This is a genomic window from Kitasatospora sp. NPDC003701, assembly GCF_053587085.1.
On sequence record NZ_JBSFNM010000056.1, the window covers coordinates 1 to 19,214 of the forward strand.

At 73.4% G+C, this 19,214-nt stretch carries 20 protein-coding genes; 7 read left to right on the forward strand and 13 right to left on the reverse strand.

The features are described 5' to 3' along the window. Positions 1 to 215 precede the first annotated feature (215 nt). Both ACWDRR_RS34835 and ACWDRR_RS34840 read left to right on the forward strand, forming a co-directional pair. A complete protein-coding gene (locus tag ACWDRR_RS34835) occupies positions 216 to 734 on the forward strand; it encodes a DUF6879 family protein (RefSeq protein ID WP_449776271.1) in 519 nt (172 codons plus the stop codon). Positions 735 to 747: 13 nt separating this feature from the next. Then, entirely contained in the window at positions 748 to 1,596 is an 849-nt protein-coding gene (locus ACWDRR_RS34840) for a helix-turn-helix domain-containing protein (protein WP_449776272.1), read from the forward strand. Positions 1,597 to 1,869: 273 nt separating this feature from the next. On the opposite strand, the gene ACWDRR_RS34845 is transcribed toward ACWDRR_RS34840, so the two are convergent. Together ACWDRR_RS34845 and ACWDRR_RS34850 are read right to left on the reverse strand one after the other, a co-directional pair. Further along, the gene (locus ACWDRR_RS34845) at positions 1,870 to 2,145 is read right to left on the reverse strand and encodes a hypothetical protein (RefSeq protein ID WP_449776273.1); all 276 of its coding nucleotides are present in this window, start codon (positions 2,143 to 2,145) and stop codon (positions 1,870 to 1,872) included. A gap of 115 nt (positions 2,146 to 2,260) precedes the next feature. Beyond that, positions 2,261 to 2,773 (reverse strand): hypothetical protein, encoded by a 513-nt coding sequence (locus ACWDRR_RS34850; RefSeq protein ID WP_449776274.1) that lies wholly within the window; start codon positions 2,771 to 2,773, stop codon positions 2,261 to 2,263. A 144-nt stretch (positions 2,774 to 2,917) separates the two neighbouring features. On the opposite strand from ACWDRR_RS34850, the gene ACWDRR_RS34855 reads away from it, so the two are divergent. From ACWDRR_RS34855 to ACWDRR_RS34865, 3 genes are all read left to right on the forward strand, one after another. Then, positions 2,918 to 3,562, forward strand: a complete 645-nt coding sequence (locus tag ACWDRR_RS34855) for a PhzF family phenazine biosynthesis protein (RefSeq protein ID WP_449776275.1) — start codon at positions 2,918 to 2,920, stop codon at positions 3,560 to 3,562. Between the two features lie 238 nt (positions 3,563 to 3,800). Then, positions 3,801 to 5,267, forward strand: a complete 1,467-nt coding sequence (locus ACWDRR_RS34860) for a hypothetical protein (RefSeq protein WP_449776276.1) — start codon at positions 3,801 to 3,803, stop codon at positions 5,265 to 5,267. Positions 5,268 to 5,307: 40 nt separating this feature from the next. Then, positions 5,308 to 5,664: a ribosomal protein L7/L12 gene (locus ACWDRR_RS34865; RefSeq protein WP_449776277.1), complete on the forward strand. Its 357-nt coding sequence runs from the start codon at positions 5,308 to 5,310 to the stop codon at positions 5,662 to 5,664. Here the strand turns inward: ACWDRR_RS34865 and ACWDRR_RS34870 are convergent. From ACWDRR_RS34870 to ACWDRR_RS34885, 4 genes are all read right to left on the reverse strand, one after another. Beyond that, positions 5,631 to 6,167 (reverse strand): VanZ family protein, encoded by a 537-nt coding sequence (locus ACWDRR_RS34870; protein ID WP_449776278.1) that lies wholly within the window; start codon positions 6,165 to 6,167, stop codon positions 5,631 to 5,633. The two genes, ACWDRR_RS34865 and ACWDRR_RS34870, sit on opposite strands and share 34 nt — an antisense overlap. A 210-nt stretch (positions 6,168 to 6,377) precedes the next feature. Then, positions 6,378 to 6,710: a hypothetical protein gene (locus tag ACWDRR_RS34875; RefSeq protein WP_449776279.1), complete on the reverse strand. Its 333-nt coding sequence runs from the start codon at positions 6,708 to 6,710 to the stop codon at positions 6,378 to 6,380. A 71-nt stretch (positions 6,711 to 6,781) separates the two neighbouring features. Next, entirely contained in the window at positions 6,782 to 8,416 is a 1,635-nt protein-coding gene (locus ACWDRR_RS34880) for an ATP-binding protein (protein ID WP_449776280.1), read from the reverse strand. 69 nt (positions 8,417 to 8,485) lie between these two features. Beyond that, positions 8,486 to 9,163, reverse strand: coding sequence for a response regulator transcription factor (locus ACWDRR_RS34885; protein ID WP_329487983.1), 678 nt, complete (start codon positions 9,161 to 9,163; stop codon positions 8,486 to 8,488). A 600-nt stretch (positions 9,164 to 9,763) separates the two neighbouring features. Between ACWDRR_RS34885 and ACWDRR_RS34890 the strand changes: the two genes are divergently transcribed. Further along, entirely contained in the window at positions 9,764 to 10,426 is a 663-nt protein-coding gene (locus ACWDRR_RS34890) for a SigE family RNA polymerase sigma factor (RefSeq protein ID WP_449776322.1), read from the forward strand. Between the two features lie 283 nt (positions 10,427 to 10,709). Here the strand turns inward: ACWDRR_RS34890 and ACWDRR_RS34895 are convergent, their stop codons facing one another. From ACWDRR_RS34895 to deoC, 5 genes are all read right to left on the reverse strand, one after another. Further along, positions 10,710 to 11,345: an ATP-binding protein gene (locus ACWDRR_RS34895; protein ID WP_449776281.1), complete on the reverse strand. Its 636-nt coding sequence runs from the start codon at positions 11,343 to 11,345 to the stop codon at positions 10,710 to 10,712. Positions 11,346 to 11,392: 47 nt separating this feature from the next. After that, positions 11,393 to 11,812 carry a hypothetical protein gene (locus tag ACWDRR_RS34900; protein WP_449776282.1) on the reverse strand — a complete coding sequence of 140 codons (420 nt, stop codon included), beginning with the start codon at positions 11,810 to 11,812 and terminating at the stop codon, positions 11,393 to 11,395. A 289-nt stretch (positions 11,813 to 12,101) separates the two neighbouring features. After that, on the reverse strand, positions 12,102 to 13,004 hold the full coding sequence (locus tag ACWDRR_RS34905) for an aldehyde dehydrogenase family protein (RefSeq protein ID WP_449776283.1): 903 nt from the start codon (positions 13,002 to 13,004) through the stop codon (positions 12,102 to 12,104). Further along, positions 12,997 to 14,478 carry an aldehyde dehydrogenase family protein gene (locus tag ACWDRR_RS34910; RefSeq protein WP_449776284.1) on the reverse strand — a complete coding sequence of 494 codons (1,482 nt, stop codon included), beginning with the start codon at positions 14,476 to 14,478 and terminating at the stop codon, positions 12,997 to 12,999. Before ACWDRR_RS34910 ends, ACWDRR_RS34905 begins: the two co-directional genes overlap by 8 nt. Before the next feature lie 5 nt (positions 14,479 to 14,483). Then, a complete protein-coding gene (gene deoC / locus ACWDRR_RS34915; protein WP_449776285.1) occupies positions 14,484 to 15,470 on the reverse strand; it encodes a deoxyribose-phosphate aldolase in 987 nt (328 codons plus the stop codon). Between the two features lie 226 nt (positions 15,471 to 15,696). Between deoC and ACWDRR_RS34920 the strand changes: the two genes are divergently transcribed. Continuing rightward, entirely contained in the window at positions 15,697 to 16,371 is a 675-nt protein-coding gene (locus ACWDRR_RS34920) for a PH domain-containing protein (protein ID WP_449776286.1), read from the forward strand. Between the two features lie 74 nt (positions 16,372 to 16,445). Here ACWDRR_RS34920 and ACWDRR_RS34925 read toward each other — a convergent pair whose 3' ends face one another. Together ACWDRR_RS34925 and ACWDRR_RS34930 are read right to left on the reverse strand one after the other, a co-directional pair. Beyond that, the gene (locus ACWDRR_RS34925) at positions 16,446 to 18,161 is read right to left on the reverse strand and encodes a phospho-sugar mutase (RefSeq protein ID WP_449776287.1); all 1,716 of its coding nucleotides are present in this window, start codon (positions 18,159 to 18,161) and stop codon (positions 16,446 to 16,448) included. Positions 18,162 to 18,368: 207 nt separating this feature from the next. Beyond that, positions 18,369 to 19,190, reverse strand: coding sequence for a purine-nucleoside phosphorylase (locus tag ACWDRR_RS34930; RefSeq protein WP_449776288.1), 822 nt, complete (start codon positions 19,188 to 19,190; stop codon positions 18,369 to 18,371). Positions 19,191 to 19,214 lie beyond the last annotated feature (24 nt).

Consider the following 19,214-nt stretch of genomic DNA (forward strand, 5'->3'; position numbering starts at 1 on the left):
AGGCCCGGTCGGCCTCCCGCGGCACCCGCACCACCACGGACTGGTTGAAGCCGGACACCCCGTGCTTCCACCCGGTCACCTCGCCGAACCAGGCACAGATGCGCCCCTGCGCTGCCCCGGTGCCTCCGGGCGCCGGGGCGGCGTTCTTGACCCCGTGAGCGTCCCGGGAGAAGTCTTGCGGCGGAACGTCGACCGCTCATGCTTCGGGGGAGAGCGTGCAACCACCAGCTCGTGAGGCTCTGGCCGTGGCCCGGTATTCGGCCGTGCATCTGGAGATGCGCGACAGCTACATGCGGGACGATCCCGCCTTCATCGCCTGGCAGAACGGGCATCGAACGGATCCCGCGCACCGGGCCTCCTGGTGGGGGTCCTGGCACGACGTGGTCAGTGCGGCGGTGGCCCGAGGTGTGGTCGTCCGGCGGGCGCGCATCGTCTCGGAGCCGATCAGCGACTACGTCCGTTTCGAGTACGACGAGACGTTCGCCAACCGCGCCGCAGGGGAGCTGGTGCGCTGGCTTCCCAGGCGGCAGACCCGTGATCTCGCGCTCCCGGGGCCGGACTTCTGGGTCTTCGACGACGAGACCGTGCTCTTCCACCACTTCACCGGCGACGGCCAACTCGACATCGACGGCCGCGAATACGTGACCGACCAGGCCTTGGCGAAGCTGTGCGGGTCAGCCTTCGAATCCGTGTGGCAGCGGGCCGTCCCCCACGAGGAGTACCAGCCGCGCTGAGCGGCCGAAGCCCATGTCCGATCCAGCATCGTCAAGTGTCCAGCAGGCCCGGCGGGATCTCGCCGATCGGCTCGGCGAGATCCGGCGGGAGGCGGGCCTGTCCGGGCGGGAACTCGCCGACCGTTGCGGCTGGCATCCGTCGAAGTCCTCGCGGATCGAGAACGCCCGGACGCTGCCCTCGCCCGGCGATCTCCTGGCCTGGTGCCGGGCGGCCGGCGCCGACGACCGGGCGCCCGACCTCATCGCCTCGTTGCGGGCGGTAGACGGCATGTTCGTCGAATGGCGGCGCATGGAGAAAGACGGCCTGAAGCGTGTTCAGGAGGCGGTTCTGCCGCGCTACGAGCGCACCCGCCGCTTCCGCGCCTACTCCTCCTGGCTGGTCCCCGGGCTCCTGCAGACTCGCGCCTACACCGCCTCGGTGCTTCGGGCCGTCCAGCAGCGTCGTGCGATCGTGGACGACGTGGACGCCGCCGTGGACGTGCGGATGGAGCGGCAGCGGGTCCTCCACGAAGGCGACCGCCGGTTCGCGTTCCTGGTGGAGGAGTCCGTGCTGCGCTCCGGCCCCGGCGGCCGGGACGTCCAGCACGAACAGCTCGCCCACCTGCTCACCGTCGGCGCGCTGCCCAATGTGAGCCTCGGCATCGTGCCGATGAGCCCGGACCGCGTGCGGATGCCGGTCGAGGGCTTCTGGATCTACGACGCAGCCCAGGTGAACGTGGAGTTGGTCTCCGGGTACCTCACGATCAGCCAGCCCAGCGAGATCGCCCTCTATGTCCAGGCCTTCGGCGAGCTGGCCGAGCAGGCCGTCCACGGCGAGCAGGCCCGTGCCCTGATCGGAGCGGCGGCCGAACTGCTGGGGTGAGGCATTGAGGGGAGTCCCGTTGCACGGGGGCTCGGCCGCGACCTGCTGTCCTCCTCAACACGTCGAGGGAGCCGAGTACCTCCGGGCCCTGTGGGCCGAGAGAGTCGTCGGTTGCTGCGAAGGCGGCCTCACTGTCCGGAGGGAAGACACTCCTGAATGCAGGGAGGAAATCTGCGGCTGGCTGTGCCGCCGCCCACAATCTTCCCCCGGGACCTGCACCGTCTGACGCCCTGACCTGCCCGCCGTCGCCCGGGTGGGGTGACGGCGGGCAGGTCAGAAGTACGTCAGCCAGCCGAAGGTGGCGAAGTACGCGCGGCGCACGGCGTTGCGGCCGCGGCCGCCGAGTGCGGTGATGACGGCCAGGGCGATCACGAACCAGACGGCGAGGACGGCCGCGATGGCCAGGGACCAACCGGGCCGCTCGGCAACCCACCAGGTGATGGCCACCGCGCCCACGGCCACGAGCAGCCCGACATGAGCGTCGCCCATGTCGGGCTGCTCCTCGCTGCGGTCCGGGGACGGCACCGGGTCCGGTTCGTCAGGTGTCATCGTTGGCCTCTGCGGGGTCCTGCCGGAACCGGTCCGGCGGCGGATGCGTGAGGTGGTGCCCCGCCATTGCACCAGGGGTGGCCGGTCACCGGAAGGGCGGAGCCGGCCACCGGGTTCAGCTGGCCGGGTACTGCGGGGGCTGCGGCTGCGTGCCGGGCTGGGCGGCCGGGGCGGCCGGCGGGGCGTACGGGGCCGGGGCGCCCTGCGGGGCCGGAGCCGGCTGCGCGTACGGGTTCTGCGCGGCGTTCGGGTTGTAGGCCGCGTTGGGGTTGTACGGCGCGTTGGGGTTGTACTGCGCGTTCGGGTCGTACGCCCCCGGGTGGGCCACCGGCTGCGGGGCCGGGGTGTTACTGCGGGCCACCATGGCCTTCACGGCGTTGACGATCAGCAGCACCGGCAGGATGAACGCCTGGAAGAACATGCGGTACGTGCCGCCCTCGAAGACGAAGGCAAGGTAGTACGCGTAGCCGGCGAACGCGATACCGGCGATCACGTTGATGATGCGCCAGCCGGCGCTCAGGCCGCCGCCGAGGTTGATCGCGCCGAGCACGACCATGGCTATGCCGCTGATCGCCAGCAGCACGACATACCAGGAGAAAAGAGGGTCAACGGTGAAGTCGAGGTTCACGGAGGCAAATTCCTGTGGGAGGTGAGAAGGGGGAAACCGATGGGGACGAGAGCGCACAGTACTGGAGCCCGCCGACATTCGCCGCCGCGTTTTCGTCACGGACCCATTGCTGAATCCGCCCCCCGCCCTTGGTTGGGTGGGCGAATGACTGACTATGAGGTCCTTCGGGTCTTTTGCGGCCCCGACGGCGAGCACGGCAACGAACTCGGCGTGATCCGTGACGGCGCGGCCGTCCCGACCGAGGCCGAGCGGCTGGCCGTCGCCCGTGAACTCGGCTTCAGCGAGACCGTGTTCGTCGACGACGCCGAGCGCGGCGCGATCGACATCTACACGCCCGGCGTTCGCCTGCCGTTCGCCGGCCACCCGTGCGTCGGCGCGGCCTGGCTGCTCGGCGCGGACCGGCTGGTCACCGCCGCCGGCACCGTACGGGTGCGCCACGACGCCGAGTTCACCCGCATCGAGGCCCCCGCCGCCTGGGCGCCGGGGCGCACCTTGAAGCAGTACGGCTCCGCGGCCGAGGTGGACGCCCTGGACGTCCCGCCGCCGGGGGAGTGGATCTACGCGTGGGCCTGGCAGGACGAGCCGGCGGGCACCGTACGGGCGCGCGCCTTCCCCGGTCGCGGTGACGGGATCGACGAGGACGAGGCCACCGGCGCCGCCGCCCTGCTCCTCACGGCCGGGCTCGGACGAGGGCTGACGATCACCCAGGGGCTCGGTTCGCAGCTCGTCACGGCCGTCCGGCCCGGCGGTCTGATCGAGGTCGGCGGCAGGGTGCGGCGAGCCCGGTAAACGGCCGGGAGGCGGGGGGAAACCGGGCGGCGCCGGCGCTTTCCGCGACCCGCGCCGAGTGTTCGTCCCGGCGACGGAAACTCCTTCATGAATGGTCCACGCGTTCGGATATGATGCCGCCGTTGCTGGAGTTTGGGGGCGGAGCAGCGGGACGGTCATGGCCTGCGACGGGTTCCCACACAGTCCTGGCGACCCACTCTCTTGCCGGGCTAGGCCCGCTCTCCTCCGTGAGGTTCCATTGCCTACTCAGCACCGCAGCTTCCTCGCCCTGGTCGCCACCGCCACCCTGGTTTCCGGTACCGCCCTCTCCGCCGCCCCGGCCGCCCTCGCGGCCCCCTCCTCGGCCCGGAGCGCGCAGGGCGGCACCCAGGGCCCCCGCAGCCCCCAGGGCACCGGGAGCACCCAGGCACAGAACGGCCCGGTGTCGATCACGCTGGACGGTCTCCCCGGCACCTTCACCGCCGGTGCGGCGGCCGCCGAGTTCACCGCGACCCTGAAGAACTCCGCCGACCACGCGGTCGACGCCACCACCGGCTTCACCCTGGCGGACGTCAACTCCGGCATCAAGGAGACCCAGCTCAAGCTGGAGTTCCAGGCGCCCGGCAGCGCCCAGTGGAAGGGCGCCCTGCTCAGCCCCGGCCAGTCGGTCGGCGCGGTGTGGGAGCTCGACACCTTCGCCACCAGGATCAGCGTGCCGGCCGGTGCCTCGGTGACCTACCGGCTGCGCCTGGCCGTCACCGCCGGCGCCGTCGGCGGCACGGCGACGGCCGGGTTCCGGGCCGTGGTGTCGGACCCGACGCTCCCGCCCGAGCAGCGGATCTCCACCCCGTTCAGCGAGTACGGGCGCTTCACCATCGCGCCGGTCGGTGGTCCGGCCACGCCTTCGCCGGCCCCCGCGCCCGGCCCGGCGGAGCTGAGTGTCGAGGCCGTGCCCGGCTCCTTCACCGCGGGCGGCCCGGCGAAGCCCTTCAAGCTGGTCGTCGCCAACCGCAGCGGCAAGGACGTCCGCGTTCTCCCCGAGGTCGCCGTCCAGGTCGGGCACCCGCTGCCGGCCGAGGTGGTCCGGCTCGAATTCCGGACCCCGGAGGGCGAGTGGCTGGCCGCCACGCCCCGGTCGGAGGACCCCGCGACGGGCCGGTTGCACCTGGCGCTGAGCTCGGGCAACAAGGAGGCCGACCTCGTGAATCTGCGGGACGGCGCGTCCCGCACGATCGACGTCCGGCTGGCCTTCACCGCGGACGCGCCGCTCGGGACGGCGTCGGTGCTGCTGACCGGCCACAGCCTGCCGGAGGGCGGCGGCCTCGGCGTCACGACCTCCAGCCGGGCGGTCGGGTTCGGCATCGTGGCGTCGGGCGGCCCCGGTACGCCGTCCGCCCCGGCGTCGCCCGCGCCCACGGTGACGGTCACGGCCACCGCGACCCCGACCGGGGCGGCGAGCCCGCCGGCGGTTCCGGCCCCGGTCGCGACCTCGCCGTCCGCCGCTGCGGTGGTCGCGGCGGTGCAGGTCACCGGTTCGGCGCCGAGCCACTCCGCCGACGCGGCCGCTCCGGCGCCGGCTCCGACGTCGACGCTGGCCTCGACCGGTGGCGGCTCCTCCTCCGCGCCGATGGCGATCACCGGTGCCACGGCGATCGCGATGGGCGTGGGCACCCTGGGCATCCTGGTCGTGCGCCGCCGGCAGGCCGCGCAGCGCTCCGGCCGCTGACCGCCCGGCGGGTCCGCGGCAGCCGGCGGGACGGGGCGAGGTGGAGGAACCGGAGTTCGTCGCCGTGCTGACCGGCGCGGGTGAGCAGCGGATCGAACTGCTCCGCGCAATCCGCCTGGTGACCGGGCTGAGCCTCTGGCAGGGCAGGCTGCTCCTGGACGACCTGCCCGCTCCCGTCCAGGAGGGAAACCTGCGCGACCTGGACGCCGCGGTGGCCCGGCTGCGCGCCGCCGGGGCGCGGGTCGTGGTGCGCTGCCGGGCTTGCGGGCGGGACGCCCCCGGACGCGGGCGGCTGCTCGACCCCGCCCCCTGCGCGGTCGCCGCTCCCGGCGCGTACTACTGCCCCGCGAGCAGCGAGCCGCCTCAGTGGCCGTGGGACGAAACGGGCTCCGCGTAGACGGGCGCGGGCGCGGGCGCGGGGGCCGGGGCGGGCGCCGGCCGGTCGGCACGCGGTCGGCGGGGCCGCAGCAGCAGCGACCGGCAGGCGGGCACCAGGGCCACGTGGACGACGGCCACACCGACGACGGCGAACAGTATGTGGTCGACGTCCAGGACGTGACCCGGCGTCCAGGAGGAGAGGAACTCCAGGGCGGTGGCCAGCAGCGCGGAGGCACCCGTGGTGCGGAGGAAGGACGGGAGCCAGGGGGCCCGGAGGCGGCCGCCGGCGAGCGGGAGCAGGACGCCGAGCGGGGCCAGCAGGAGCAGTTCGCCGAGCAACTGCCAGGCGGTGGAGGAGCGGAGCGAGGCCAGCGGCGTCAGGTTGGCGTCGTAGACCCAGGCCACCGGCAACGGTCTCAGTACCAACCAGCCGGCCAGGGTCAGGTGGAGGACGAGGCCGACGAGGCCCGCCGTCCGTAGGGGACGGTGGACGGCCGCCGCCGGTCCGGTCTCGGTCCGCACGACGGAACGCTGCTCGCGTGCCCTGGTGCCATCTCGCTGCACGCGGGGAAGGACGTGAGCCGGTGGCGCGGCGGTTCCACGCCCGGCGTGAACATTCCGCCGCACGCCCGGATGGCGGCCCGGAGCCCCCGGAGAGCGGCCCAGAGCCCCTCGGAGCGGTCCGGGACGGCTCCGGTCCGGTCCGATCGGGTCGGAAGCGGGCGGAATCGATCAGCGGCAGGTCGGCGTGGCCGTCGGGGACGCTGACGCCACCGCGCTGAACACGTTGTCCGCCGGCGGGGTGGACGGCCCGGAGGCCCGCGTGACCGACGGCGTCGGGCTCGCGAACGGCTTCACCGAGGAGTGCGCGGCGGGCGCCGTCGGCCCGACCGGCGTCGGTGCGGCCGGCGCCGTCGGTATGGTCGGCGCGGTCGGGCAGGCCGTCCGGCGGGCGGGCGCGCCCGCGTCCACCGGGACGGCGGTCGGGCGGATGCCGCACCCGGCGGCGAGGGCGGCCAGGGCCACCAGTCCGACGGTGCCGAGCACCCGGGCCGGACGGGACACCCGGGACGCACCGGCCGGGCGGGCAGGGCGGGCCGGACGAGCCGGACCCGCCGGAACGGACGGGCGGGAGGTCACTGCGCACTCTCCTCGGAGTCGGCGGCCGGCGGCGGCGGAGGCTGGGTCCGCGGCAGCGTCAGTGTGAACACCGCCCCCACCTCCCCGTTGGCGGCCGTGATCGTCCCCCCGTGGATCTGTGCGTTGGCCATCGCGATCGACAGGCCGAGGCCGCTGCCCTCCGACCGCGCCCGCCCCTTGTCCGCCTTGTAGAAGCGGTCGAAGACGTGCGGCAGCACGTCCTCCGGGATGCCGGGGCCGCTGTCGGAGACCTCGACGATCACCGAGCCGACCGCCGGGCCGCCCGCCACCCCGTCCTGCGGGCCGTCCAGCGGACCGCCCACCGGGCCGCCCGTCGGACCGCCCACCGGCTCGTCCTGCGGGCCGTCCAGCGGACCGCCCTCCCGGGGGCCCTCCTCCCGGACCGTCACCCGCACCGGCGAGCCGCCGTGCTTGAGCGCGTTGCCGATCAGGTTGGCGAAGACGACGTCCAGCCGGCGCGGGTCGACCACGGCCCGGACGCCGCGCGGGGCGTCCAGCTCGACCGCGTCGTACCAGGCCCGGCCGTCGATGCAGGACATGATCAGATCGGCGATGTCCACCTCGTCGGCGACCAGCTTGGCCGTGCCGGCGTCGAAGCGGGTCACCTCCATCAGGTTCTCCACCAGGTCGGAGAGCCGGCGCGTCTCGTTGACCACCAGCCGCACGGCCGGCTCGATCATCGGGTCCAGCGACTCGGCCTCGTCCTCCAGGATGTCCGTCACGGCGGTCATCGCGGTCAGCGGCGTCCGCAGCTCGTGCGACATGTCGGCGACGAACCGCCGGCTCTGCGCCTCCCGGGCGCTCAGCTCCTCGACCTGCTCGTGCAGCGACTCCGCGGTGCGGTTGAACGTCCTCGCGAGGTCCGCGAGTTCGTCCGAGCCCTCGACTTCGAGCCGGGTGTCCAGATGGCCCTCGCCCAGCCGCCGGGCCGCCTCGCCGAGCCGCTTGACCGGGCGCAGCACCGTGGCCGACGCGGCCTGGGCGAGCAGCGCCGAGCCGATCAGCGCCAGCAGGGTGGCGATCGCCAGCGACCAGCCGAGCGTGTTCAGGTCGGCCCGCTCGTTCTCCAGCGACTTGAACATGTACGCCGTCGGCCCGGTCGGCACCACCTTGGTGCCGCCGATCACGAACGGCCGGCCCGCCAGGTTCTGCCGCTGCCAGTACAGGTGGTACGCGTACGGGTTGTTCTCGGTGACCTCGCGCGGCTTCGCGACGGTGTCCTGCAGCTTGGCCGGGACGGCGGCGAGCGTGTAGTTCACCGGGTCCGAGGAGGCGACGCAGTCCGGGCGGGCGGGGTCGGAGACCACCACCTCGTAGCTGAGGCCGGAGTTGGCGACGCTGGTGGCCAGCTGGACCAGCTCGGCACAGGTGGCGTTCAGCGGCAGCTCGGAGACGTTGCGGGTGAGCGAGACCCGGAAGTCGTTGAGCGCGGTGTCCTGGGCGCGCTTGAGCACCGCGTCCCGGTTCAGCCAGTACGCGATGCCGGAGGCCGAGACGGCGGCGAGCAGCGCGACCGCGGCGAACACCGCGATCAGCCGCACCCGGAGGGAGCGCAGCCGTCGCCACGGGCCCGAGGAGAAGCGGCTGGTCGTCGTCTGAAGGTCAGTCACGGGAGCCTGTCGTTGCGGAAGATCAGGAGAGGCGGGATATCAGGAGCGGGGGGCGGTGGCCGGGGGCGGTCACGCCGGCGGGTCCAGGCGGTAGCCGACCCCGCGCACGGTGCGGATCAGGGTCGGCGCCGAGGGCACGTCCTCGACCTTGGCCCGCAGCCGCTGGACACAGGCGTCCACCAGCCGGGAGTCGCCGAGGTAGTCGTGCTCCCAGACCAGGCGCAGCAGTTGCTGGCGGGAGAGCGCCTGTCCGGGCCGGCGGCTGAGCTCCAGCAGCAGCCGCAGCTCGGTCGGGGTCAGCTGGAGGTCCTCGCCGTCCTTGGTGACGGTCATCGCGGCACGGTCGATCACCACCGTGCCGTAGGCGGAGGAGTCCGAGCTCTCGCGCTCGCCGCGCCGCAGCACGGCCCGGATCCGGGCGTCCAGGACGCGCGGCTGCACCGGCTTGACGACGTAGTCGTCCGCGCCGGACTCCAGGCCGACCACGACGTCGATGTCGTCGGACCGGGCGGTGAGCAGGATGATCGGCAGCTGGTCGGTGCGGCGGATCCGGCGGCAGACCTCGAAGCCGTCGATTCCGGGCAGCATGACGTCCAGCACGATCAGGTCCGGCCGCTGCTCCTTGAAGAGCCTCAGACCGTCCTCGCCGGAGGCGGCGGTGGCCACTTTGTGGCCCTGGCGGGTGAGGGCGAGTTCGAGGCCGGTACGGATGGCGTCGTCGTCCTCGATCAGTAGGAGGAAAGGCACGGCCTCATTCTGGCTCACCCGGAGCGCCGAATCACCCCCCGGCACCTGCCACCGCCCGCGCGGGAACCGGAACCGGAGCCACCGGCGTCCGTCACGGCGGGAGGCGGTGCGGGACGAAAGGCCCGCCCCTGTGACAGCCCTGTGACAGTCGACGGACAGCGTCATCACAACCGGCGGGCAAGATTTTCCATGTCGCCGCAGTACAGCGGGCCAACAGGCCGGCTGAACGGCGGCAACAGGAACCGCTCGTACCGACCAAGGGGGCGCACGATGAACGCCAGGCTGCAGACCCGGACCAACCCGGCTGACCGCACCGCGCGTTCGTCATCGGCGACCCACCGGACCCGGTACGAGGTCAGGACCGACGAGACCTCCGGTGCCGTGATCGTGCGGGGGTGCGCACACAGCGCCGGTGGAAACACTGTCGCCCGCCGGGTGAGCGGCGGCGGCAGGCAGGGGGAGCTGTACGGAATCGGCCACCGGGGGAACGTGGCCGACTCCGCCAACACCCTCACGCTGCGGGGGATCCTCCCCGTCCGCGTCGAGGGCACGGACACCCTGGGGGGGAACGGGGGAACCCGGGGGGTCGGGGGAAGCGGGCTGCGGAAGGTCGATTCGGGGGAGTCGGCCGGCCGCGAGGCCGCGGGTGCGACGCTGCTGCGGTTGAACCCCGCGGCGGCCCGCACCACCGAGGCGGGACAGGGAGACGCGCAGGGGGAGCACTCGGCCGTCGCGGAGGACCACACCAAGGAGTTCACCGCGTACGTGCGCGAGCGCCGCGCCTCCCTGTACGCCACGGCGTACCACCTCACCGGTGACCGCTACGAGGCCGAGGACCTGCTGCAGAGCGCGCTCTTCAGCACCTACCGCGCCTGGGGCCGGATCACCGACAAGGCCGCGGTGGGGGGCTACCTCCGCCGCACCATGACCAACCTGCACATCTCCGCCTGGCGGCGCCGCAAGGTCAACGAGTACCCGACCGAGGAGCTGCCGGAGACGGTCGGCGACACCGACGCGATGGGCGGCACCGAGCTGCGCGCCGTGCTGTGGCAGGCGCTGGCCAAGCTGCCGGAGAACCAGCGGACCATGCTGGTGCTGCGCTACTACGAGGGCAAGACCGACCCGGAGATCGCCGACGTGCTCGGCATCAGCGTCGGGACGGTCAAGAGCAGCATCTGGCGCGCGCTGCGCCGGCTGCGCGACGACGAGCACCTGAACAAGTCGGGCGACACCGCCCGGGCGTTCGGCGAGCTGGTCGCCTGAGAGGGGCCCCGAGAGGGGCAGGGACTCCCGTCGGGGGACGGGTGAGGACGGTCAGGGGAACTGGCGACGCCGGCTCGGGGGAGCGGCGCCGTCGGGGGAGCCCGGTGGCCGTCCGGGAAGGCGGCGGGCCCGGTGCGGGGGAGACGCACCGGGCCCGCCGTTCTTCGCGTTCGCGTTCGGCCCAGGGCGGGCCCTCGCGGCCCCACACCCGGACCACCCGGGCGGGCCGGGGCGCGGCAGCGCGACCGCACCGACCGCCCGCGCGGACCTCGGACCTCGGACCTCAGACCGCCGAGAGCTGCCGCCCGGCCGCCGCCCGGATCCGCCGGTCCGCCTCCGGGCCGGTGCAGGGGTGGGCGCCCAGCCCGACCTGCCGGCCGACGATCGAGCGCTCCGCGCGCATCAGGCGCCAGCCGCGGCGCACCAGCACGGGCAGCGACTTGCGGCTCTCCCGGACGTCCCGGCGCAGCCGGCGCCAGGCGGTGGTCAGCGCGCCGTTGCGCAGGCACAGGGCGTCGCCCAGCAGGCCCTCGGCGGCGCAGTCACCGGCGATCTCGGCGGCGAAGATTCCCTCGGCGATGAACGCGGGCGCGCCGGCCAGGTCCAGGACCCGGGTGGAGACGCGGCCGTTGGCCGGGATCGAGTACACCGGGACCTCGGCGCGGCCGGTCTCGTACAGGCTGCGGATCGCGGTCACGGCCTGCTCGCGGTGCCAGGCCAGCGGGGAGTCCCAGTCGACCGCGCCGTCGGGCAGCAGCGGCAGGGTGGGGTCGTCCCCGTCCTTGTAGAAGTCGTCGAGCTGGAGCACCGGCAGGCCGCTGCGCTCCGCCAGTGAGGACTTCCCCGATCCGGAGGGCCCGGACAGCAGGACCACTCGGGCGCGGGCTATCGGCACGGCATTCAGCGGGGAGTCACTCACGGGACACCAGTCTGACGCATCCGGGCCCGATGCCGAAACCGGTCGGATCACACCTTCTGCAGCGACTTCGGCGCGGTGAGGGCGAGGTGCAGCAGCGGCAGGTACCGGCTGTCGACCTGGAGGAAGACCGGCTGACCGGCGCCGGGGGCCCGGTAGGCGGTGGCGGCCCAGTCCTGGTCGTGCCAGGTGTCGGGTTCGGGGGCGTGGAAGGTCCCGCCGGCGAGCAGCGCGATCGGGCCCGCGCCGCCGAGTTCGCGCGAGCCGAAGTCGGCGCTCGCGGCGCCCGGTGTGACGCGGATCCCCCCGTTGACGTAGCGCGGCGGCCAGCCGGGGGCGTCGGAGCGGGCCGAGCACGGGATCCGGACCGGCTTGCGGGCGGCCAGCCGGCGCCGGGCGCGGGCCACCCCCAGCGTGCGGACGAACCCGTCCGCGAACAGTGCCATCAGCTCGCCGAGAATCTCTCCCACGGTGCTCCCCCTCGGTGTGTGTCGCCCCAGTCTGCGCGGCGGCGGGGACCGGCCGGGAGCGCCGAAAGGATGGCGCGGCGGCGACGAAAGTCGACGGATCCACCCGGGCGCGGCTGCGGGCCGGAAACGCCGGAAAGAACCGGGAAAGTCGACGGACCCGCGCCAGGGGGGGAGAGGCGCGGGTCCGTCCAATGACCGTCCGGGCCCTGGGGGGGTGAGGGCACTGGGGACGGCCAGTCTGTGGAGTTGTTGCTCGGCGGGCTCGCTGAGCCCGCGGGTGACGAGGAGGTCAGATCCCCATCGGGTGCCAGACCGTCTTCGTCTCCAGGAACGAGAGTAGCCGGTCGGTACCGGGAGCATTGGTCCAGTCCTGGGCGAACGGGTCCAGCTCCGGACGGACCACCCTCTTCAGGGTATCCGCGGCAGCCGCTTCCAGCGCACCCGCCGCGCCGGGACCGTCGGCGGCAATGGCGCCGGTGAGGTCCACCGCGTTGACGTCCTGGTGCGAGGCCAGGGTGGGCGCGATGTCGGCGGTACGGCCCGAGAGGATGTTGACCACGCCGCCGGGGACGTCCGAGGTGGCCAGCACCTCACCCAGCGACAGGGCCGGCAGCGGGGCGTCCGCGGCGGCCGCGACCACCACGGTGTTGCCGGTGGCGACGGCGGGCGCGATCACCGAGACCAGGCCGAGCAGCGAGTGCCCGTAGCCGGCCTGCGGGGCGACGATCCCGACCACACCGGTCGGCTCCGGGGTGGAGAGGTTGAAGAACGGCCCGGCGACCGGGTTGGCCCCGCCCGCGATCTGGGCGACCTTGTCGGTCCAGCCCGCGTACCAGACCCAGCGGTCGATGGCGGCGTCCACCAGGGCGGCGGCCTTCTTCGGGCCGACGCCCTCGGAGAGCGCCACCTCGGCGGCGAACTGCTCGCGCCGGCCCTGCAGCATCTCGGCGACGCGGTACAGCACCTGGCCGCGGTTGTACGCGGTGGTGCCGGCCCAGCCCTTGACCGCCGCGCGGGCGGCCACCACGGCGTCCCGGGCGTCCTTGCGGGTGCCGAGCGGGGCGTTGGCGAGCCACTCGCCCTTCGAGTCCGTCACCTCGTACACCCGTCCGCTCTCGGAGCGCGGGAACTTCCCGCCGACGTACAGCTTGTAGGTCTTGAGGACATCAAGACGACTCACGACATCAGACATCGAGGTAGGCCTCCAGACCGTGGCGGCCACCCTCGCGGCCGTAACCCGACTCCTTGTAGCCGCCGAACGGCGAGGTCGGGTCGAACTTGTTGAAGGTGTTGGCCCAGACCACGCCGGCCTTGAGCCGGTTGGCGGTCCACAGGATGCGCGAACCCTTCTCCGTCCAGATGCCGGCGGAGAGGCCGTACGGGGTGTTGTTGGCCTTGTCGACCGCCTCGGCCGGGGTGCGGAAGGTCAGCACCGACAGGACCGGGCCGAAGATCTCCTCCTGGGCGATCCGGTGGGCCTGGCTGACGCCGGTGAAGAGGGTCGGCTTGAACCAGAAGCCGGTGCCCGGCAGCTCGCACGCGGGCGACCAGCGCTCGGCGCCCTCGGCCTCGCCGGCGTCGGTCAGCGCGGTGATCCGGGCCAGCTGGGCGGCGGAGTTGATGGCGCCGATGTCGGTGTTCTTGTCCAGCGGGTCGCCGACCCGCAGGGTGCCCATCCGGCGCTTCAGCGCGTCCAGCAGCTCGTCGTGGATCGACTCCTGGACCAGCAGGCGCGAGCCCGCGCAGCAGACGTGGCCCTGGTTGAAGAAGATGCCGTTGACGATGCCCTCGACCGCCTGGTCGATCGGCGCGTCGTCGAAGACGATGTTCGCGGCCTTGCCGCCGAGCTCCAGCGAGAGCTTCTTGCGGGTGCCGGCGATCTGCTTGGCGATCGCCCGGCCGACCGGGGTGGAGCCGGTGAAGGCGACCTTGTTGACGTCCGGGTGCGCGGTGAGCGCGGCACCGGTGCGGCCGTCACCGGTGACGATGTTGACGACGCCCTTCGGCAGGCCCGCCTGGCGGCAGATCTCGGCGAAGCGCAGCGCGGTCAGCGGGGTGGTCTCGGCCGGCTTCAGCACCACGGTGTTGCCGGTGGCCAGCGCCGGGGCGATCTTCCACGCCAGCATCAGCAGCGGGAAGTTCCACGGGATGACCTGGCCGGCCACGCCCAGCGGGCGGGGGTTCGGGCCGTAGCCGGCGAAGTCCAGCTTGTCGGCCCAGCCCGCGTAGTAGAAGAAGTGCGCGGCGACCAGCGGCAGGTCGACGTCGCGGGTCTCGCGGATCGGCTTGCCGTTGTCGATCGACTCCAGCACGGCCAGCTCGCGGCTGCGCTCCTGGATGATCCGGGCGATCCGGAACAGGTACTTGGCGCGCTCGCTGCCCGGCAGCGCCGACCAGTCGGCGAAGGCCCTGCGGGCGGCGGCGACCGCGCGGTCGACGTCCTCGTCGGTGCCCTGGGCGAACTCGGCGAGCACCTGCTCGGTGGCCGGGTTGACCGTCTTCAGGGCCTCGCTGCCGGAGGAGTCGACGAACTCGCCGCCGATGAAGTGGCCGTAGGAGGTGGCGATGTCACCCGCGGCGGCGGGCGACTCGGGGGCCGGGGCGTAGCTGAAGAGGCCGCCGGCCGGCTGGGCCACGGGCTCCTCGATGTTCTTCTTCTTGGCCATGGTGATCAGTCCACCGTCACGTAGTCGGGACCGGAGTACCGTCCGGTGGTGAGCTTCTGACGCTGCATCAGCAGGTCGTTGAGCAGGCTGGAGGCGCCGAAGCGGAACCAGTGCGGGGTCAGCCAGTCGTCGCCGAGGGTCTCGTTGACCATCACCAGGTACTTCATGGCGTCCTTGGTGGTCTTGATCCCGCCGGCGGGCTTCACGCCGACCTGGACGCCGGTCTGCGCCTTGAAGTCGCGGACGGCCTCCAGCATCAGCAGGGTGACCGGCGGGGTCGCGTTGACGGCGACCTTGCCGGTGGAGGTCTTGATGAAGTCGGCGCCGGCCAGCATCGCCAGCCAGGAGACGCGGCGCACGTTGTCGTACGTCTGCAGCTCGCCGGTCTCGAAGATCACCTTGAGGTGGGCGGCGGTGCCGTCGGGGCGCTTGCACGCCTCCTTGACGGCGACGATCTCGTTGAAGACGTCCAGGTAGCGGCCGGAGAGGAAGGCCCCCCGGTCGATCACCATGTCGATCTCGTCGGCGCCGGCCGCGACCGCGTCGGCGGTGTCGGCGAGCTTGACCGGGAGCGCGGCGCGCCCGGCGGGGAAGGCGGTGGCGACGGACGCGACCTGGATGTCGGTGCCGCGCAGGGCGTCCTTCGCGGTGGCGACCATGTCCGGGTAGACACAGATGGCGGCGACGCGAGGAGTGGTCGGGTCGGACGGATCCGGGGTCCGGCCCTTGGCGCACAGTGCGCGCACCTTGCCGGCGGTGTCCGCGCCTTCGAGGGTGGTCAGGTCGATCATCGAGATGGCCAGGTCGATGGCGTACGCCTTCGCCGTGGTCTTGATCGAGCGGGTACCGAGAGTGGCGGCGCGCGCCTCCAGGCCGACCTGGTCGACGCCGGGCAGGCCGTGCAGGAAGCGGCGGAGCGAGGCCTCGGACGCCGCAACGTCCTGAAGACCGCTGCCCGCAACGCCGAGGGCATTGGCTGCAAGAGTGGACATAGTCACCACACCAGCATATCTACGCGCGTAGTCAACCGCTAGGCCCCCCACCTTTCGATGCCGGACCGAGATCTCGGCACCCCGGCGCGCCGATCGCCGACCGGCCGGAGCCGGGCGGACGCGGACGGTGGGCGGACCCGGCCGGGCGGGGAAGGGGGGCGGCCGGGGTCACCACGGTGATCGCCACCCCTGTAGATCAGGGGGAGCATGGGGCAGAATCGTCGCCATGACCGAATCCGACGGCAGGCCCCACCAGGGCCCGGCCGGCTCCGACGGGGAGCCCGTGTACGCGGACCGCGTGTACCGCTCCATTCCCGGTGTGATCTCCGGTGTGCTGCTGTTGGCCGTGGCCGGCTGGCTGATCGGGGACGCGGCGGTGAACGGCACGGGGAAGACCCCGCTCGTGGCGCTGGCCGCGGTGCCGGTGTTCGCCTTCCCGGTGATCGCGTACACCCTGCGGCCGGCGGTGCGGGCGAACGACCGGCGGCTGGTGGTGCGCAACCCGCTGCGGACGATCACGGCGCCCTGGGCGGCCGTGGACGCCCTGCGTGCGGGCTACTCGGTGGAGCTGCTGGCCGGGGGCCACAAGTACCAGGTGTGGGCCGTGCCGGTGTCGCTGCGCCAGCGCAAGCGGGCCAACCGGATGCAGCAGCGCGGCGGGGAGCAGCACGCCTCCCGGCTGGGCACGACCTTCGGCCGGCCGGCGCCGGCGGTGGTCGAGGGCTCGCCCGACCCGAACCGGGCCTGGTCCGACCAGGTGGTCGCGATCCTGCAGGAGATGGCCGAGCGGAACGCGGGCCGCCCCGACGCGACCGGCCCGGTGGCCGTGCGCTGGTGCTGGTGGATCATCGCGCCGACCCTGGTGGGCCTGGCCCTGCTGATCGCCGCGATCGTGGCCTGAGGACCGGAAGGTCCGGGAACGTGCCGAAGGGGCCCCGCCGTGACGGCGGGGCCCCTTCGTCGTGCGCGGGCGGATCAGCCGTCGATGCCGGCGGCCACGGCCAGGTCGCGCTTGATCGCGCCGAGCAGCTCGGCGGCGCGCTCCCGGGCGGCGGCCAGATCGGCGGCGGAGCCGACCGGGAGGACGACCTCCAGGTAGCACTTCAGCTTGGGCTCGGTGCCGGACGGCCGGACCACGATCCGGGCCGACCGGACGGCCTCGCCGGCCAGGTAGTAGCGCAGGCCGTCGGTGGGCGGCAGGTCGGCGGAGCCGGCGGTCAGGTCGTCGGCCCGGGTGACCGTCAGGCCGGCCAGCACGGTCGGCGGCTGCTCGCGCAGGCGCTGCATCGCCTCGGCGATCAGCGAGAGGTCCTCCACCCGGACGGAGAGCTGGTCGGTGGCGTGCAGGCCGTGCTCCAGCGCCAGGTCGTCCAGCAGGTCGGCCAGGGTGCGGCCGGACCGCTTGAGGGTGGCGGCCAGCTCGGCGACCAGCAGGGCGGCGGTGATGCCGTCCTTGTCGCGCACGCCCTGCGGGTCGACGCAGTAGCCGAGCGCCTCCTCGAAGCCGTAGCGCAGGCCGTCGGCGCGGGCGATCCACTTGAAGCCGGTCAGCGTCTCGGCGTAGCCCAGGCCGGCCGCCTCGGCGATCCGGCCGAGCAGGGTGGAGGAGACGATGGTGGTGGCGAAGGTGCCGGTGGCCCGCTTGGCGACCAGCGCGGCGCCGAGCAGCGCGCCCACGTCGTCGCCGCGCAGCATCCGCCAGCCGGTGCCGTTGCCGTCGGCGCCGCCGTTGGCCGGGACGGCCACCGCGCAGCGGTCGGCGTCCGGGTCGTTGGCGATGACGATGTCGGGGCCGACCGAGGCGGCGGTGCGGAAGGCGAGGTCCATCGCCCCCAGCTCCTCCGGGTTGGGGAAGGCCACGGTCGGGAAGTCCGGGTCGGGCTCGGCCTGTTCGGCGACCACGGTGGGCGCGGGGAAGCCGGCCCGCCGGAAGGCGGCGACCAGGGTGTCCCGGCCGACGCCGTGCATCGGGGTGTAGACGACGTCCAGGTCGCGCGGGCTGTGCGGGTCCACGATGGAGACGGCGCGGGTCAGGTACGCGTCCACGACGTCCTCGCCGACGACGTCCCAGCCGTCCGCGGCGAGCGGGACGTCGGCGAGCGAGCCGATCGCGTCGATCTCGGCGGCGATCCCGGCGTCGGCCGGCGGGACGATCTGCGAGCCGTCGCCCAGGTAGACCTTGTAGCCGTTGTCCTGCGGCGGGTTGTGGCTGGCGGTGACGGTGACGCCGGCGGCCGCGCCCAGGTGGCGGACGGCGAAGGCGAGCACCGGGGTGGGCAGGGCGCGCGGCAGCAGCGCGGCCCGCAGGCCGGCGCCGACCACCACGGCGGCGGTGTCCCGGGCGAAGTCGTACGACTTGTGCCGGGCGTCGTAGCCGATGACGACCAGGTCGCCCAGGTTCTCCTTCTTGACGTACGCGACCAGGCCGGCGGCGGCCCGGATCACCACGGCGCGGTTCATCCGCATCGGGCCCGCGCCCAGCTCGCCGCGCAGGCCGGCGGTGCCGAACTGGAGCCGGCCGGAGAACCGCTCGGCCAGCCGCGACCAGGCGAGCTTGCTGTCCGACTCGGCGTCCGGGCCCTCGGCCTCGGCCAGCAGCGCGGCCAGCTCCTCACGGGTCTGCGGGTCGGGGTCCTCGGCCAGCCAGGTCCGGGCCCGGGCGAGGAGATCGGTGGTGGGTGCCTGCGTCATGGCTGCAGCTCCATCGGGAAGTGCGTCGGTTCGGTCGGCCGGAGGGTTCCGCAAGTGGTGGGGGCGCATGCGGACGGGGCCCGCGGGCGGGTGTGATCAGCGGATCACAGCCGCCCGCGGACCCCGTCGCTCACGATTGTGCGTCGGTGCGGGTCCGACGACGCCCGCCACACACGCGCGCGGCGGGAATTGTCGGACCACCCCGGGTCAGATCCGCTCCAGGACCTTCGCCAGCAGTGCGCCCATGCGCTCGGCGGAGGCCTTGCCGGCCTCCAGCACCTCGGCGTGGTTGAGCGGCTCGCCGGTGATGCCGGCGGCCAGGTTGGTGACCAGCGAGATGCCGAGCACCTCGGAGCCGGCCTCACGGGCGGCGATGGCCTCCAGCGTGGTGGACATGCCGACCAGCTCGCCACCGATCACCCGGGCCATGTGGACCTCGGCCGGGGTCTCGTAGTGCGGGCCGCGGAACTGCACGTAGACGGCCTCGTCGAGGGTGGAGTCCACCTCGCGGCAGAGGTCGCGCAGCCGCTTGGAGTAGAGGTCCGTCAGGTCGACGAAGTTGGCGCCGACGATCGGGGAGTCCGCGGTCAGGTTGATGTGGTCGCTGATCAGGACCGGCTGGCCGGGGACCCAGCCGTCGCGCAGACCGCCGCAGCCGTTGGTCAGCACGATGATGCCGCAGCCCGCGGCGGCCGCGGTGCGCACGCCGTGGACCACGGTGGCCACGCCGTGGCCCTCGTAGTAGTGGTTGCGGCCCAGGAAGATCAGGGCGCGCTTGTCGCCGATCTTCACCGAGCGGATCGTGCCGGCGTGGCCGGCCACGGCGGGGGCGGGGAAGCCCGGGAGGTCGGTGACCGGGAACTCCGCCACGGTCTCGCCGAGGGCGTCGGCGGCCGGCACCCAGCCGGAGCCCATCACCAGGGCGACGTCGTGGCGCTCGGCGCCGGTCAGCTCGCGCAGGCGCTCGGCGGCGGCCTGGGCGGCGGCGTAGGGGTCGGCGGAGACGACCGACTGAGGAGATGCGTTCACACGTCCGAGGATAGACGGGAATCG